At 36.4% G+C, this 17,384-nt stretch carries 8 protein-coding genes; all 8 read right to left on the bottom strand.

Annotated elements, in window-relative coordinates; genetic code table 11:
- Positions 1-41: 41 nt before the first annotated feature.
- A complete protein-coding gene (locus AC6CH4_RS11345) occupies positions 42-2,465 on the bottom strand; it encodes a glycoside hydrolase family 2 TIM barrel-domain containing protein (protein ID WP_498103023.1) in 2,424 nt (807 codons plus the stop codon).
- Positions 2,466-2,595: 130 nt separating this feature from the next.
- Positions 2,596-4,179, bottom strand: a complete 1,584-nt coding sequence (locus tag AC6CH4_RS11340; RefSeq protein WP_498103021.1) for a glycoside hydrolase — start codon at positions 4,177-4,179, stop codon at positions 2,596-2,598.
- 194 nt (positions 4,180-4,373) lie between these two features.
- Positions 4,374-6,011, bottom strand: coding sequence for a glycoside hydrolase (locus tag AC6CH4_RS11335; protein WP_498103019.1), 1,638 nt, complete (start codon positions 6,009-6,011; stop codon positions 4,374-4,376).
- The gene (locus tag AC6CH4_RS11330; protein WP_498103017.1) at positions 6,011-7,612 is read right to left on the bottom strand and encodes a RagB/SusD family nutrient uptake outer membrane protein; all 1,602 of its coding nucleotides are present in this window, start codon (positions 7,610-7,612) and stop codon (positions 6,011-6,013) included. The genes AC6CH4_RS11335 and AC6CH4_RS11330 overlap by 1 nt, the downstream gene beginning before the upstream one ends.
- Before the next feature lie 11 nt (positions 7,613-7,623).
- Positions 7,624-10,656, bottom strand: a complete 3,033-nt coding sequence (locus AC6CH4_RS11325; RefSeq protein WP_498103015.1) for a SusC/RagA family TonB-linked outer membrane protein — start codon at positions 10,654-10,656, stop codon at positions 7,624-7,626.
- Between the two features lie 45 nt (positions 10,657-10,701).
- Positions 10,702-12,099: a cadherin repeat domain-containing protein gene (locus tag AC6CH4_RS11320; RefSeq protein WP_498103013.1), complete on the bottom strand. Its 1,398-nt coding sequence runs from the start codon at positions 12,097-12,099 to the stop codon at positions 10,702-10,704.
- A gap of 676 nt (positions 12,100-12,775) precedes the next feature.
- Positions 12,776-14,398, bottom strand: a complete 1,623-nt coding sequence (locus AC6CH4_RS11315; RefSeq protein WP_498103011.1) for a glycoside hydrolase — start codon at positions 14,396-14,398, stop codon at positions 12,776-12,778.
- 112 nt (positions 14,399-14,510) lie between these two features.
- Positions 14,511-17,306, bottom strand: coding sequence for a DUF8487 domain-containing protein (locus AC6CH4_RS11310; RefSeq protein WP_498103009.1), 2,796 nt, complete (start codon positions 17,304-17,306; stop codon positions 14,511-14,513).
- Positions 17,307-17,384: the final 78 nt, after the last annotated feature.

Genomic DNA, 17,384 nt, shown 5'->3' with positions numbered 1-17,384 from the left:
TGCTGACAGGTTAATTGGCAATTTAAAAACTAACTACTAATTTAATTTACATTTACAGTAACGTCAACCGGTTTTAACCATTGACTTGTAAACGTAACTTTTATAGGCTGAGATGATTCTCCCGTTGCCTGAATATAAGCCGCAATATGGCCATGAAATACTCGCTGTACATTATCTGTATAATCTGTCATGTCGCTGTTGTTTCCGGCCTCAAGTCCTAATAAAGTTCCAGGACCGCTGATTGTACAAGTAACTTCATTATCTGAAAGCATTACCGGAAGACCGTTTTGATCTTTTAGCTGCACCATAATTTTAGCCACACCTTTGTCTTTTGCAATTGTGATATTAGTATCAGCAATGGCTAATTCAGTTGGTTGTTGTGTTGAATTAATCGTGTATCTGCTTACTTCTTTGTCCTCTTTGTTTAAACCAACCGCTTCTAGTTTTCCAGCAGCAAACGGAATATCCCAATAAATAATTCCTGTTTTTTCATCATATGCTTTTGTTTCACCAACTACTTTTCCGTTTAATTCTAAACGAGCTTTTGCAGCATTTGTATAGCACACAACGCGAATTTTTTCACCTTGACTGTAATTCCAGATTGCCCATGCATCTTTAGAAATATCTTTTTCATTTTTTAAAGGATAAGTTCCGATGTAAGCCATTGGTTTATCAGACCATAAAGATTGGCGAAAATAACCTCTCGGTTTGATAACTCCGGCGAAATCAACTAAACCAGAATAAAATCCTCTTGAAGGCCATCTTCCTGATTCTCCTAAATAATCAATCCCTGTCCAAAGAAATTGTCCAAAAATATGTTTGTTGTTTTTTACAGCAAGCCAGGGCTCCATATCGTGAACGTTTTCACTTCCGTAAATTACCCTGTTTGGGTATTTTTCGTGATCCGATTTATATTTGCTTTCTGTATAATTGTAACCTGTAATATCTAAAGCTCCCGGATATTCAGTTTCGTTAGACATCGCAACACCGGCTAAACCAGCAGTTGTCGGACGGGATTTGTCGTATTTTTTTACGGCTGCAACTAAGCGTTTTGCAATTACTCCAAGACGCATGGCATCTGGTGCATCTTTCTTGAAACCTCCGTAAGCAGCTTGCCCAAAACCATCTTTTCCTTTGTCTAAAACCGGGTGAGAATAAGGATCGTTTGGATAATCTACTTCGTTACCGATACTCCAGGCAAAAACCGAAAGATGGTTTCTGTCACGACGTACAAAATCTTCTAAATCTTTTTCTCCATAATCCGCAAAAATGTCAAACGAACCTTCAAATCCCGGTGTTCCATAATTCCAGCCTTCTAACCATTTACGTTTTGGGAATTCCCATTCGTCATACGCTTCGTTCAATACTAAAATTCCCAATTCATCACACAATTCATAAAAAACCGGCGCTTGCGGATTATGACTTGTACGGATAGCATTTACACCAATTTCTTTTAATGTTTTTAATCTGGTTTCCCAAACTTCGCGGGGTACTGCAGAACCTAAAACTCCGGCATCGTGATGTAAACAAACGCCTTTCATTTTCATCCAGGTTCCGTTTAATGCAAAACCATTATTTGGATCAAAAGTGAACGTTCTAAAACCAGTTTTTGTAACTGTTTGATCGATCTGTTTTCCGTCTTTTAAAACCGTTGTTTTAAGCTGATATAAATTTGGATGCTCTAAATCCCACAATTGTGGATTTTTTACATTCATTTTAGCTGAAACTTTTCCGCTTTTGTTTGCTTCAACATCAATTTTAGCTGATGCTTTGGCTACTGATTTTCCGTCTTTTGAAATTAATTCATTGACAACGGTTAAAGTTGATTTTGCTGAAGATCCATTCTCTACATCAACCTCAACATTCAAAGTTCCTGTTCCTTTTTTTACTTCCGGATACGCGTAAACGCCCCATTGCGCAATATGAACCGGATTTGCATACACTACCCAGACGTTTCTGTAAATTCCTGAACCGGTATACCATCTTGAATCGGCACTTTGACTGTGATCTACACGAACTGAAATTGTGTTTTCTCCTCCGTATTTTACAAACTGAGTGGCATCATAAGCAAAAGAAATATATCCGTTCGGACGTTTTCCTAAAGAATGTCCGTTGATGAAAACTTCGCTTCTGTTGTAAACGCCTTCAAAATACAAATACACTTTTTCTCCTGCTTTGCTCTGCGGAATATTGATTGATTTTCTGTACCAGGCAATTCCACCCGGCAAATAACCTGTACAGCTTGCCAGTGTTGGACTTAGCTGTCCTTTTACGCTCCAGTCGTGAGGTACGTTTACTGACTGCCATTTACTGTCGTCAAAAGTTGTGTTTTTTGCATCTGAAATATCATGAAGATTGAATTTCCAGTTGTCATTAATTTTTTTCGAATCTCCAAACGAAATCTGGCTGAACGCCGAGACGCACGAAAAGAGTAAAACAGGTAATAAGCTCTTTTTTGTAAACATTTTTTTCTAAGTTGCTAAGTTGCTAAGATTCTGAGGTTCTAAGCTTTTTAATTAATTTTCTTTTTTTTCAGGTTTTGGTTTCAAGTTTCGGGTCTCGCACATAACTTGAAACCTGAAACTTGAAACTTCCTTAATATTCTAATTCCCCCACAAACGTTACAACTGATTTTGCCGGGATTTCCAGATTATCAATTTTCTGAATATTGGTTCTTTTTAAATTTGAATTTTCAGAAGTTACATAGGGCATAACTTCATTGTTTTTGATTGTACCTTTAGATAAATCAAACTTGTATTTCTGAGCTGATTTTCCGCAATTTACGGCGACAACAATCAGTTTTTTGTTTGCCGTATCTTTGTAGGCTGTTACCATTACGTCGTTTGCTGCATCGAGTTCATTTTGATTTGGAACATCAATTCTCAACATTCCCGGACGCACAAACAAAGAGTAATTTCCTAAAGCCCAAAGCAGTTTTGAATCGTGAAATTCTCCATCGTTTCTGACATAATCTGGTGCTGTTCCGCCATTGCTTTTTCCATCATCCAGATAAATCAGTCCGTCTTTATAGTCAACACGGGTTATAGAAGTCCACCATTGCCATGAAGCGGCATTGGCTACAGCAATATCATTATGAATTAGACGTGCTACGAATAACGCGGTCTGCATTCCTAAATCTCTGCCTCCGCCTGAACCACCCGGAATTTCAGCTTCACCCGGATTTTCTAAAATACAATATTCAGACTGCCAATACTTTAATCCCGTATTTTGTTTCACATTGGCGGCGATCAATTTACGGCTTAAAACTTGTTTTTCTATTGGCCAGGTTGTAAAATAACTGTGACCTAAAATTACATTTTTAACATTTGGAAGTTTAGCAATGTTTGTTTTTGTTTTTCCGAAGAAATAGTCAATCTGATTGTCACGGTTTTCTCCATTTACATTTTCATATAAATAATTGATTTGTGCGGCTTCAGCAATTACAATTTCGGTGCTCATTTTTTGAGCTTTGAGTTTTTCTGAAAGTGATTTGGTCAAATCATAAATTTCCTGATTGGTTGCCGGTGTTCCTTCCTGACTATTGGTATCGCCACGTTTTGGCATCCACTCCCACTGCGGTTCGTTTATTGGACTTATATAATCGAATTTTATTCCTTCTTTTTTCTCTAATCCCTGAATACTTTGAACTAAGAAATCGGCAAATTTTGGAATTGCACCATCTTTTAGATTCAGTTTATTCTTTTGAGAAGCAAAAGATAATCCGTTATTGGTCATATAAACTGGCGGGCTATTGGTAAAAATCAGGAATTTTTCAACACCTCGTTTTTTAGCAGCCTGCAAAAACCATCTTTGGCCTTCTTGTTTAGAGAAATCATAAGTTCCATCTGCTTGCAAAAAAGATTCGCTTCTTCTCCATTCGTCCGAAACTTTACTCTTTTCGCCTTGTTCTGTACTTCCCGCGCCCAAATTAAATCTCCAGATCGAAAGTCCAATTCCTTTTGGGTTTCCCTGTGCGTCGATTTCTTTGCTAAAAAGTAAATCGGCAATGGCATTCTTTTTCTGTTCCGGCCATTTACCCACAAACTGGCATCTCCAGGCATCAGAACCTCCAAAACCATCCATGGTTTGTACAACATTATCTGTGCTAATAGTTACAGTTCGCTGTCCATAAGACAGCGAACTCATTACCAATAAAAGCGAGATATATATTTTTCTCATTTTCTTATGCTATGTGATTGACACGATCTTGTCATTCCGACGGAGGAGGAATCCCCGCAAGTAACTCCGCAATCTTTGTCGACAATCTTTGTCGAGCTGCTTGCGGAGATTCCTCGTTCCTCGGAATGACATAAATTGCGCTTAAATTCTTTTTTAACCTTTGCAACTTTGAACCTCTGCACCTCTGCACCTTCTTATTTATAAGTTCCCACATAAGTCACAATTGACTTCGCCGGAATTTCAAAATTAGAAGCATCAACAGCGATACCTTTTTTCAGACTTAAAGTTTCAGAAGTCGTGTACGGGGTAAATTTATTGTCGGTTAAAGCTCCTCCTGCAAGGTTTAATTTGTAGGCTTTCGCCGATTTACTAATGTTAACCGCAACAACAACCAATTTCTTTGTTGCTGCATCTTTGTATGCCGTTACCATTACATCATTCACGGAAGTGGCATTATCCACACTCGGAATCTGAACTCTAACCATTCCCGGTTTTACGAAGAAGGAGAAGTTTCCTAAAGCCCAAAGTGTTTTGGAATCTCTAATGTATCCGTCGTTTTTGCAATAATTCGCATCTCCTGCACCTTTACTCGCATTATCATCCACATGAATTAATCCGTCTTTGTAATCGCCACGGCTTATTGCAGTCCACCATTGCCATGACGTAACGCCTCCAACTGCAATATCTGTACTGATAATACGGGCTGTCCAAAGTGCCAGCTGAATTCCTAAATCTCTTCCTGCACCGCCACCGCCTTGTAATTCTGATGTTCCCGGGTTTTCTAAAACACAATATTCTGAAGACCATAAACTAACTGCGCCAACTCCCTGAATTCTTGAAGCCGCTTGTTGTCTTGACGAAACCAATTCGCTCAAAGGCCATGCCTGCCAATAACTGTGTCCGGAAATAGTTTTCTTTACATTAGATAATCCTGTTATTTTTTTAGTAGAATTTGCTCCAAAGAAATAATCAATCTGATTAGATCTGCTTTCTTTTCCTGAAACTGTTTTATATAAAGCATCATAAGCTCCAGCTTCTCCAACAACGATTTGAGCAGTAAGCCCTTTTGACTGTAATTTTGGAGATAATACATTTACAAAACTGTAAATATTAGCATTGGTAGCCGGAGAACCTTCCTGTCCTGAACCGTCCCACTCGTATTGTGGTTCATTAAATGGGCTCACATAATCTATTGTTAAACCGTGTTCTGTTTTTAATTTATCTAATGAATTCACCCAGAAATCAGCCAATTCTGGCATTTTTCCATCTTTCAAATTATAAAATTCTTTGATGCTGGCGTGTGCTTTTCCATTTTGAGTCAAATAAACTGGTGCACTGTTGGTAAAAGCCAATAATTTCTCAACACCACGTTCTTTTGCTGCTTTCATAAACCAAACCTGACCGGCTTGTTTGCTCATGTTGTAGCTAACTCCGTTTGTTGTAAAACATTCTGTACGTCTCCATTCATCTGAAATATCGCTGGCATCTCCTTGTTCTATACTTCCGGCTCCAAGATTAAAACGCCATAATGATAGTCCAATTCCTTTTGGATTTCCGTCAGCATCCAATTCTCTGCTGAAAAGCAAATCGGCCATTTTATTTCTTTTATCAGAAGGCCAGTTTTTTCCAATGAAATTACATTGCCATGCATCAGACGCTCCAAAACTTTCCATTGTTTGGAGATTCATATCCAGATTTACACTTAGTTCTGCAATAGCATTTTCAGAACCTGAATCATCCGATTTTTCAGAGTCGCAACTAACTAACAAAGAGTTAGCGAAAAGTAAGCCTGCACATAGCAAACTTACTTTTTTGTTATTTATAAATCTCATTAGTAACCAGGGTTTTGTTTGATTAATCCACCGCTTAAATCAATTTCTAATTGTGGAATTGGCCATAATAAGTTTTTAGCAGGGTTAAAATTGATTCCCTTATCCTGCGCTTCTCTTAAATTGGTTGTTTCATACGGATCTGTAGAATTCAAATTATATTGAACAAATGTTCCATTTGCTCCCATTAAACCTTCAATTACTCGTTTGCCTGTAGTTGGGTCTTTTTCACGGCGAATGTCAAATAAACGCAAACCTTCAAAAGCCAATTCTAAACGGCGCTCTTTGTAAATTTGTTTTAGCAGCGTCGGACCAGATAAACCTGTTTTTGGATCTAATTTTACACGTGCTCTGATAATGTTAATATCCCCTAAAGCATCTCCTGTTGTATGATAACTTGCTTCTGCTCTTGTTAAATACATTTCAGCCAAACGAATCAATGGTACATTTAATGGCAATTTACCGTCTTTTTGATCTAAAGCACGACGTGTTGCAATTGGAATATAGTATTTACGACAAATACGCCCCGATTTATTGTCATTTAAGCTGAATTTATGTGTTGGATTTAAAACCTCATCTCCGTAAGCTGCTTCTCCCCACTTGGTAATGGTACTTCTACGACGGATAACATCATTTTCAGAAAGATAGGCGTTCTCTAAATCGCTGGTTGGCATACACCAACCCCAACCATCAATAACATCTGCTGCGTCATTACTTGGAAAATTTTTCTTGTCTTCACCCCTTGCTCCCGAGAAAGTAGGAAGCATAGAACCTAAACTTTTATCTTGTACAGATGAAGACTGCGCCTCAAGAATTGACTCTACTCCATTATGATTGTTTACATTCCAGATATTCAGAAAATCTGCTTCAAGAGTGAAAGGTCCTTCGGTAATGACTTTGTTAGAGTATAATTTGGCATCAGCCCATTTTTCCTGAAATAAAGATACACGAGCTAATAAGGCATAAGCTGCCCATTTATTCACTCTACCGCTTCTGTTGACCGGAATGCTTTCTAATTTTGCTGCCGATTCTTTAAGGTCAGCTTCAATTTGTGCATACACTTCAGCAGCCGGACTACGCTGTAATTTCAAATCAGCGGTTCCAAGCGAATTTGTATATAATGGAACATCTCCATAAAGATTTACCAACTCATAGTAGCAATACGCGCGAATAAATAATGATTCTCCCATATATTGATTTTTCTGAGAATCAGAAATTGGCGCTAAGGCCATTTTCTCTAAACCTATATTTGCAGATTGAATCGTATAATAATGAGCCGTATAAATACTATTCATTGATCCCATGTTTTCTGGCGTAATAAGGTATTGTGCAGCAGGTTTGAAAGCCCCGCTGTCCTGTCCTGTATTACCCATCCAGGCATCATCAGTAGCCGATTCATTCGCTAACCTTGGAGCCAGCAAAGTATACCAGTCATTTGACAATAATATTCTATGCGTTAGTTCATTTACATAATTCTCGCATTCTTGTGCCGTTTGAAAGTAGTTCTCTAAAGTTTGAGTTCCTCTTTGTTCTTTTTCGATAAAATCATCGCAGGAAACTGCAATAAGAGAAAAAGCTAGTATTGATAATATGATTTTTTTCATGTTCGTTTATATTAAAATGCTACATTAAGACCCATCAAAATTGTTGGCTGAACCGGATAGTTCCATCCTCCAAAACCAGCTCCTTTAACTCTGTCACCTTTATCCGGATCTCCTCCTGCAACTTCAGGATCAACTCCTGAATAGTTTGTCCATGTCCACAAGTTTTGGCCTGATAATGATAATCTCAATTTATCTAATCCGAATTTGTTGTAAAATGAATATCCTAACTGAAGGTTTTTCATACGAACAAACGAACCGTCTTCGACATATAAAGAAGAGAATTTTGTGTAATTTTCGTTGTTATCATCTTTAGATAAACGAGGAACAGTATTTGAAGTTCCTTCACCATGCCATGCCATTTGCTCTAAGTTGCCTACTTTATTTGATAAGCTAACTCCATTATACAGATCTGAAATGTTTGTATTTACGATATCGTTTCCAATACTTGAATAGAAATTTGCAATTAAATCGAAATTTTTGTAACCAAAATTCAAATTCAGACCAACATTGTAATCAGCCCACGGAGAACCAATTTTTGTTCTGTCTTTATCATCTAATTTTCCGTCTCCGTTCACATCTTTAAAACGAATATCTCCGGCTTTTGCATACGGCTGTAATTTAGTTCCGTGTTCATCAGTATGTGAATTTAACTCCGTTTGGTTTTGGAATAAACCATCAGCAACATACCCGTAGAAATACCCAGGCTCATCTCCCTGAACAGTTAATGTTCTGTTACTTGATCCGTATAATTTTTCACCATCAGCTGATAAATTAAGCATGTCGACATTAACCGTTGTAAAAGTTACATCTACTCCATAAGTAAAGTCTCCTTTTTTATCTTTGTAAGAAACCAGTAAATCAATACCGCTTGATTCCATTGAACCAACATTTGTCCACATTGTAGAATATGCAGGGAATCCGCTATAAGTAGGAAACTGTTTTAAGAATAACATATCTTCCGTTTTCTTTTTATAATATTCTAAAGATCCTGAAAGTTTGTTTTTCCATAATCCAAAATCAATTCCAAAACTTAAATCTTCAACAGTTTCCCATTTAATATCTTTATTAGCCATGGTATCCGGATACGATGTATCTGCAATATTATCTCCAATAGGATAAAAACCTTGCTTGATATTTGATTGATAAACAGCGTCTGGTAAGTTTTGGTTCCCTACTTTACCCCAACCTGCTCTAAATCTTAAATCACTAAGAACATCTTTAGTAGATTCCATAAAACCTTCATTTAAAATTCTCCAGGAAACAGATGCAGATGGAAAGTTTGCCCATTTATTGTTTTCCATGAATTTTGAAGAACCATCACGTCTAAAAGTACCGGTGAAATAGTATTTACCATCGTAATTATATGAAAGACGAGATATGTAAGACATCAAAGAGTTTGACCAGCTGTTACCATCACTTTTACGGTTTTTGGTTGCTGCTTTTAATTCTCGCATTAAATCAGAGTTGTTAGGAATACCTTCTCCGTAACCCCATACCTCGTTACGATTGTACTCTTCCATTGTATTACCAATCATGAAAGACGCGTTGTGTTTTTCAGCAAATGTTTTAGTATAGGTAATAGTATTTTGCCATGTCCAGTCCACATTTGTATTGTTTCTTCTTTCCACACTATTGATTTCTGCTTTTTCATGCGCTGCATCAATCTCAAAATCAGGTTTAAAAATACTTTGTGTTTTATCTCCAACCTCAATAGATCCTTGTGTACGAATTATCAAACCTTTAATTGGCTCATATTGTAAATAACCGTTCGTATTTAAATTATACTGGTCTGTAAAATCATCATATCTTTTTACAGCTGCAATTGGGTTCCAGACATAAGAAGGAGAACGTGCATAAATACTATATTCATTTTCTAATCCGGTTAATTGATTAGCTGGTTTATAAATTGGAGTAATTGGATCAATTCTATCAAAATCAGCCCAGTTATTTGGACCTCCCCATGTTTCATAACGAGGGTTTAAAGTGATTCCTGCAGAGAATTTATCTGTGAATTTAAAATCATTTGCAATTCTCATTGTAATTCTTTCCCATCCTCCTACTTCATAGATAGACTCCGCGTCATAGTAGTTCAAACTAATGGCAAACGTGTGTTTTTCAGAGCCTCCGCTCACTCCTAAAGAAGCATTTGTAACAGGTGCACCTTTTTTAATTCCGGCATTCCACCAGTCTGTCGTTTTTCCTCTGTATTGCGAAGGATTAGGCAAATAATCAGCGTAACCTGAATTATTATTAGCCGTATTCATAATTCTGGCATAGGTTTCACCGTCTGCCATATTATAAGGATTGTTCATGATTTGCATACCCGAACTTGTATCAAAGTTGAATCTTGTTTTTCCAACTTTTCCCTTTTTAGTGGTAATCAAAATAACTCCATTAGAAGCACGAGAACCATAAATGGCACTTGCAGAAGCATCTTTTAAAACCTCCATAGATTCAATTTCATTTGTGCTCAAAAAGTTAATACTGGTTCCCATCGGAATACCATCCACGACATAAAGCGGATCGGTACTTAAATTTAGCGTAGAAATACCACGAATCAAAACTCTTGGCTGAGCACCAGGTCCCCCTTGTCCTGTCACCTGAACGCCGGAAACTTTCCCTTGTAATGATTCGGTAACGTTACCTACTGTCATGGTTTGTAGTTCTTTTCCTTTTATGGAAGAAATAGAACTTGTTACAGTGCTCTTTTTTACCGCGGCGTAACCTACAACTACAATCTCATCTAGTGCCTGGCTTGATTCATCCAGAACAACGTCAAAAGTTGTTTTATCGCCAACCTGAATTGTTTTGTTAGAAAAACCAACAAATGAGAATTCGATTTGAGCATTACTATTGGGTACCGTGATAGAATATTTTCCATCAAAATCTGTTGATGTTGTTGTTGATGTCCCTTTTACTGTCAGATTAACTCCGGGAATTGGCACATTGCCTTTATCCTTAACAGTTCCTTTTACTGTTATTTGCCCAAATGTTGCAACAGTGCACAACATGGTGAAAAATAACCATATAAATTTATATTTCATATTAATATATTTTTTTATTAATGCTAAAACTTAAGTTCTAACAAACTATTTTTTTGTGATAAAGACTCTTTCCAATTCCGTATCCAGTACAACTTTGTATACTCCCGGAGCAGCTGGATATTTTGCATTTCCATTTTCACCAGGTGACATTGTAGCAATACCATTTTTGATTAATCTCCATGACGGACTCCACCATTGACCTGTAAAAGTTGCTTCCATTTGTCCTGTCAGCGTATATTCTCCAAGTAATTGATATGGATTGTTTGGATTATTTGCCAAATGCAGGCCGGTTTGTGTCCAGGCCGTCCATGTATCCCAGTCAGCCCCTTGAATACCGCCTCCGCAAACGCTCACAAAAGGTCTTCTTTGGGCCTCATCATCATGCCATAGTCCGTTAGCTATATTAGCCCAAACTTTGCTTGAAGGTGTATATTTTGTTGCAGTGTAAACCAATGTATTTGGATTTACTTTTATTTTGTAATATCCTTTTGTTGGTAAAATAATTGGAGTTGAAGCTACATCATCTACTAATCCTCCACTTGCATTTAAACCAAAACAATGTGGACCAAAATCAGATTCCTGACCTAAGAAATATACTTCTTTATTGTCTTTGTCAGCATAATATTTAAATTCGAAATCCTGTCCGTTTTTCTCGTGGAAATACATCGGAACCCCAACAGCATCAGTCGTAAGACTTGTACCTCTTGGCTGATCGCATAAGTATATTGCCGGATATTCGTTTGTTGCTACAATATTGATATTTAAAGTTCCAGTGTTTGGAATCGCAAATTTATCTTTAGCTGTAATTGTCAATACATAATTTGCTGCAGTTACAGGCAAAGTATACGTTTTATTGAAAGTATAAGATTGAGGTGAACCCGTTAACTGAACCGTTTCATTAATACCTAAAGCAGCACATTGTATCTGAATATAGTCAATACCTGAATCGTCATTAACAACAAAATTCACAGGCATTTCTTTGCTGGTAGATAATAAAATAACAGCTCCCTCTTTTGGCGCAACCATTGTTATTGCCGGTGCAGCAAATTCTCCATCCAGACGTAAATTGATATCTTCGTCTATGGCATTCCCTGAAACATCTGTGATTGTTAATTTAATTTTGAAAGATTCTGAAGTTCCCCTGTCCGAAGGCACTTCAAAAAAATAGCTTAAATCGTAGGATTCAAGTAATGGGTCACTTGCAAACGTGATCATTTTATCTAAGGATAATTCAGGAATTTGAATTCTCACACTTTTCAGTCCTAAATCGTCAGTAAGTGCAGCTTTAATTTCGAATTTTCTGTTTGGTGCCCCGTAAATTTCCTTTGTTGTCACTACAACTGTAGGATCATCAGAAGAAGGATAACCAGATTCGTTATTTTGACATCCGGTAACAAGGACGGCAAAAAGGGCGAGAAAAAATAAAAATACATTTTTTTTCATTTCTTTAATTTTAAGGTTAGGTTAGTTAGTTTGTTGTTATGCTAAAAAAAATTGTTGTTGAAGATGAGATAAACTCATTTTTGAAGAGAATCTAAATTGTCTTTCCCTTGATAAAGAAATAAGACAATCAAAAGGTAATCGTGTGGTTTTTGTCATTCTAGTAAAGTTTGGTTAATATTCTTTTTTTATTTTTTTCTCTCTAAACGTATTGATGATGCTCAATACAAAAGTTTTTATTTTTTTATTTTTAAACCCGCAATTTTTTAACTGCGGGTCGATAAGTTATGCGTAAAACCAACTCTTACTATCTTACTCTTAAAGAAGGCCAGTTCCTTAAACAGATTTAAAACTTACCAAAAAAATAAACACTTAATTTATTACACAGTAACAACTTAAAACTATTACTATAAGTGCAAAGAAATAAGTATTACAAACTTCTGAGGAGGGGTAAAATGGAAAAATAAGGAGGTCAAAATGGCAATTAACTATTATTTTAGAGTAAAAATTACCAAGTGTGAAAAAATAACAGGAATTTTTTACACAATATACAATTACCATCTTAAACTTATTTTTTTTTACTCCAACGTTTGAGTTCCAATTCCGTTATATCAAACTTTAACTCTAACGCTAAAATTTGTTTTGTAAACAGCTTTTTTTTACCTCTTTTTTATTCCAGTTATTTATATGTGCCTACAAAAGTGACAACGGATTTTGCAGGAATCTTTACTACACTGTTTTTCAAATTTGGTTCTTTTTTTAAGTTAAAAAATTCAGATGTTATATAGGGCGTCCATTCATTATTCTTTAATGAGATGCTTAAATCAAGATTATAGCTTTTCTCATATTCGCTGCAATTGACTGCGACAATTACAATTTTCTTTTTAACTGGATCTTTATAAGCTGTGAACATTATATCCAAATCTGTTTTAAGATCCGATATTTTCAAACGAATCATGCCGGGTCGTACAAAGCGAGAAAAGTTTCCAAATGCCCATAGTAATTTTGAATCGCGATAAAACCCATCATTTTTGCAATACCCATCAATCATACTGCCGCTATTGGAGCCATTGTCAAGATAAATCAGGCCATCTTTAAAATCAGCTCTCGTAATGGCTGTCCACCATTGCCATGATGAAGCATTGGCAACTGCAATATCATTATGAATAAGGCGTGCTGCAAAAAGAGCCGTTTTCATACCCAAATCTCTTTGATGTCCGGATCCTCCCGGAATAATTGAATCTCCAGGTTGTTCCAGAATGCTATACTCCGTTTGCCAATACTTTAAATTTTGCACTTTTTTTACACCAGCGTTTAATTTCTCCCGATAATGGATTTGCTCCTTTACAGGCCAAACCGAAAAATAGCTGTGTCCAGTTATAACCTTCTTTACATTTGGCAATTCTGAAATATTGGTTGCCGGAGAACCAAAAAAGAAATTTATCTGATCATCCCTGTTTTCCTCTTTTACATTCTCATACAAATAATTGATTATAGCTGCTTCGCCCAGAACAATCTCTGTTTTTAAAGATTTTGCTTTTATTTTTTCAGATAATAATTTCGCAAAATCAAATATTTCCTGATTCGTAGCAGGTGTTCCTTCCTGACTTGCCTGGCCATTATTTCCTGCCATCCAATCCCATTGAGGCTCATTTATTGGACTTAAATAGTCAAAAGTAATTCCTTCGTTCTTTTGCAAATTATCAATAGTTTCTACTAAAAAATCGGCATAATTAGGAAGCATTCCTTTTTTGATGTTCATATTTACTTTCTCCGGCGAAAAGGCTTTTCCGTTTAATGTCATTTGAACCGGCGGACTAATGGTAAAGGCTAGAAACTTCTCTACTCCCCGATTTTTAGCCGCTTTTAAAAACCATCGCTGTCCTTCTTGTTTTGTCCAGTCATAAGTTCCGTCGGGATTTTGAAAACACTCGCTTCTGCGCCATTCATCTGTAATATTGCTATTTGATCCTTGTTCCGTACTTCCTGCTCCTAAATAAAACCTCCAAATAGACAAACCAATTCCTTTTGGATTCCCTTCTTTATCCATTTCCTGACTAAAAAGTAAATCGGCAATGGCATTTCTTTTATCTATGGGCCAATTTTTCCCCACCATCTGGCATCGCCATGCATCTGATGCTCCAAAACCATCCATGGTTTGTAATTCCTGATTGATATCAATTTTAATTGAGGTTAAACCCGAAGAACTTTCCGGGATTCCTTTCAATTTTGATGAACAGGAAATAATACCCAACAAACCCATAAAGTATATTCCTGATGTAATTATTTTTAATACTCGCATAATTAAAACTTTGAATCATAAATGATTTCCAATTATTTAAAAAAGAAAACAAACCTATTCACAAAAATTAAGTTACTGCAAGTAGATTTTAGGTTTTTTTTAAAAACCTGAACTAATAAATACTTGTCGCTGCTTCTTTTCCTTTTTCCTGTTGATCTGCTAGTATTGTTTTCAAAACTTCCGGATTTTTAATTTCTTCCGGATTAAATGCTGCACTATTCATATACTTTAATATCGAAATCAACATTTGTTTTGCAGCTGGACGTTTCTCTAAATCAGTATTTAGATCAAAAGAGGCCACTATCAATTTTCCGGATTTGACACTTCCTTCATAAAGCGATGCTAACTTGCGGTTGTTAGCAAAATTGTCTATCATTTCTACAATAGGATTTCCCCCAACAATAGTATCAACAATTAAGGTTGTAGAATTTACATTCAAATCCCACCATTGCCAATCGGTATTCATATCTGTTGGAAAGCTGGCTAAAGCCTGGTGCGCAGGATTGCAAAGAACTCCCATGGTACCTGCCTGTTTTGGAAAATGTACCGGACTCCAAAATACCGGAACAAATTTTCCTTCAATACCTTTTAGTTTTTTCCAATCCGGATTTAATAATACTTTTTTACCTGCTTTAAGCAATTTGTAAGCTTCATCAAGATTTCTGGTATATACTACTTTTCCGTAATCAATAGTTTGTTTTTTAGGATAAATCCATACATTCCATTGATTTTTATAGTTGGTTGCTTTTAGATTTACTTTAATTGTTAATTTGGTTGCTTTGCTAATTTTTTGAAGGCTTTCGTTTATTTCTAAAACTTTATGATTGTATCCAACTGTAATTGTTGCTTTTGTACTTCCCGAAGCAATTACGAAATCTCCATCATAAATACTCCATTCTATTTCCTGGTCTTTTAAACTGCTTTCGCCATAATTACTTACATCCAAAGAAGCTACAAAAGATTCATCATTAGTATAAGTTGCTTTGGCAAAACGCAAAAGCGGTACAACCGGAGCTGAAAACTGCCTAAACTCTCCGGCTGAGATCAAACCTTTACTGTCCCAAAACGCATCCAACAAACCAACCAAAGCAGTTCCCTGACCCGGAAAATCATGTAAATCTAACAATTGAAATCCACTAATTCCGGCTGTTTTTAAGGCTCTTTCTATTTCTTCCTTATAAAGAATTGCGGCTAATTTTCCTGAAGCTTTCGTATAATCTGCCGCTTTATGAATTAAACCTTTGCGTTCTAAATCTTCTTTAACCGATTTAAAATTGATTGGTTCTAAAACTCCGGTATATTTCGAAATTTCATCAATTTTAGGATAAACTGCATATTGTCCTATTTCGTGTGTAATTAAAGGCACCGTCATTCCTTCTACGGAAGTGGCATAATCTTTATTAAATGTTGGCGATTCACTATTAAAAACGCCTTGCCCACGTACCCAGCCTTTTTTTGTCCACTGCGTAATGAAAAAATCATCTTCAGGTTCCGGCCAAACGCCATGTTCTTTTTCAAAAGTAAACGAAGTAGTGGTGTAAAGGTGTCTCGAATCTTTAACTTTTAAACTGTTCATCAATTTTGTCAAAACGGTCATATCGCCTTGTAATTCATTCCCCATTGACCACATACAAAATGAAGGATGATTACCGTATTCATCAATCATATGTTGCGCTTCGGCATATAAAAAATCGGTTACTTTTTGATCTTCTCCAATTTTCAGGCTCCAAACCGGAAGTTCGACTTGTAGATAAAATCCCATTTCGTCTGCTACCTCAAAAGCGGCTTCAGGAGGACACCAGGAGTGAAAACGTAAATGATTTAGTCCCCAGTTTTTAGCCGTTCCAAATACTTTTCTCCAGCCCTCTTTATCCATCGGCGCATGGCCGGTAAGCGGAAAAATATCACATTCTAATGTTCCTCTTAAAAAAACCGGTTGATCGTTGATTGTTAAAACCGATCCTTTTTTTGAAAAACTACGCATTCCAAAATCTACCGCAATCTCTGATTCGTTTTTCTTTGTTTTTAATTCGGCTATTAATTCATATAACTCTGGCGAAAATTCACTCCAAAGTTTTACGTCTTTGCCCATATCGTAATCAACTTCAACTATGGACTGCCCAGCGTTTATTTGGATCTCTTTTTGAAATGTTTCTACAGTACTATTGCTTTTTTTATTTATCGCCCTGATGCTTAAAACTCCCTTTTCTGTTCTTTTTGTATTGTTAGTAAGAGTCAAACTTAATTGTGCTTTTCTTGTGCTGACATCCGGTTTTACCTGCAAATTTGAAACTCTAACGGCAGCAAACGCTTCGATTTCCATTTTGCCAATAATTCCGTTCCAAATGATTTGTGTTTCATTTGTATAAGCATGCGCCATATTATCTACGCTAATGTCAAATTGTTTGCGATTATCAACGCGAATGGTTATACGATGTCTTTTTCCTGCAATCATATATTTTGAAAGATCATAATAATGAGGTGCAATCAGGCTATTTTGACCCGTTTCCAGTTCTTTACCATCAATCCAAACATTGGTTTTCCAGATGACACGTTCCAGTTTTAAAATCAATTCCTTCCCTTTCCACTCCTTCGGAATTGCGATTTCACGAGTGTACCACGCTGCACCCAAATAACTATTTTTTCTGGTCAAATGACTCATTTGAAGTTTTTCTAAACCTGGTCTTAGTTTGTTTGGAACTCCAAGTCCTGCATCATCTGTGGTTCCCGGCAGTTTTATAAGTTGTTTAAAACTCCTATTCTGCCAGCCGTTTTTCAGTCCAATATCAGTACTGTCTAATTGAACTGTCCATTCGCCTGCTATATTTAATACTGTTTTATTTTCAGAATTCCAGGATGACAGAAAAAGTAAAAGCAAAACAGTGGCTATTATATTTTTGATTTGCATTTTATTAAATTTTATAATTAAAATATTGCTATTAATTAGTTGTGATAGTATAGTAAAAACTCGTTGGACATACTTAAC

This window comes from Flavobacterium sp. GQ95 (assembly GCF_059758655.1).
This window is presented reverse-complemented; position numbering and strand designations above follow the sequence as displayed.